This is a genomic window from Paenibacillus zanthoxyli JH29 (assembly GCF_000520715.1).
Lineage (GTDB): Bacteria > Bacillota > Bacilli > Paenibacillales > Paenibacillaceae > Paenibacillus_AQ > Paenibacillus_AQ zanthoxyli.
In genome coordinates this window covers 1-1,241 of sequence record NZ_ASSD01000627.1, presented here as the reverse complement: position 1 = coordinate 1,241, position 1,241 = coordinate 1, and the positions used below count along the sequence as shown (strand labels likewise).

Below are 1,241 nucleotides of genomic sequence, written 5' to 3'. Positions count from 1 at the left end.
CGATGAGTCACTTCCGTCCGGTAAGCGGTAGCGCCGGCTCCCACCGGATCGAGCACGACCGGGACTCCATGCTTGTTGGCCGATTGGCCAGCCAGCAGCATAGCCTTAATGGCGTGATCGTTAAGCGTGCCGATGTTGATTAGGACCGCGCCGGACATCGCGGCGACATCCGCCACCTCTTCATGCGCATCCGCCATAAACGGCGAAGCCCCCAGAGCCAGCAGGCCGTTCGCGGTAAAGTTAGTGACGACGATGTTGGTAATGTTGTGGATGAGCGGGTTGTTTTCCCGAAGCTTGGTTATGAATGACATTAGGAATTCCTCCTGATTTATAAATTTACAAAAGCGTCCCCGGCCTTAATATCCGCAGGCAGCAGCCCGTTCTCCGTCAGCCATTGACGCACTTTATCCCAGCTTTCCGCATCCTGAACTCCAAAATCCTTATCACCCGCGTCCATCAGCGGCAGCAGGACATTTATGCTTTGCTTCTCAATCTCCTTGTCGAGCGGAGCGGTCCCGTCCTCATGAGCCAGCAGGATGGAGAGCGCCTCATCGGGATGCTCTTTTACGTAGCTCTGGCCTTCCCGAATTGCCGTCAGAAACTTGATGAAATCGTCTTTATGCTGACTGATTCCCTCGTCGCTGGCAACCAGCACAAGCTCGGAATAATCCGGCACGCCATATTTCGCCGGGTCGATGGAGTTGACGGGATGGCCTTCTTTTTGCAAAATCAGCTGCTCATGGTTGATGAAACCGCCCATAATGGCATCGGTTTGTCCGGTCGATATCGCCGGAATCAAGTCATAACCCACATCCACGAAATTAACCTTCCCCGGATCTCCGCCGTCGGCCTTGACCATTGTCTTAACCATCGCCTCATACAGCGGAATGGAGGAATAACCTACCGATTTACCGGCCAAATCCTTGGGGGTATGTACGGAACTGTCCGCAGGCACCATTAAGTGAGTCAGCGGATGACGGACAATAGAGGCCAGCGCTTTCACGGGGATTTTTTCCCCCCGGGCCATCAGCACCTGTGGCTGGTAACTCAATGCCAGATCGATCTTTCCGGCCGCGACGAGCTTCAGCGCGTCATTCGTGTCCGCCGGCATCTGGATTTCCACATCGAGTCCCTGCTTGGTGAAAAAGCCCTTTTCCTGAGCGGTGTACAAAAAAGAATGCACGGCGTTCGGGTACCAGTCGAGCATAAGCGTCAGCTTGTGCGCAGGCTCCGCCGGACTC

At 54.9% G+C, this 1,241-nt stretch carries 2 protein-coding genes; both read right to left on the bottom strand.

The window, feature by feature from the left end:
• The coding region (locus tag L691_RS0124010; protein ID WP_025692802.1) for a hydroxyethylthiazole kinase at positions 1 to 311 on the bottom strand (311 nt) is incomplete at its 3' end.
• Positions 312 to 328: 17 nt separating this feature from the next.
• Positions 329 to 1,241: ABC transporter substrate-binding protein (locus tag L691_RS0124005; RefSeq protein ID WP_025692801.1), on the bottom strand; the 913-nt coding region annotated here is incomplete at its 5' end.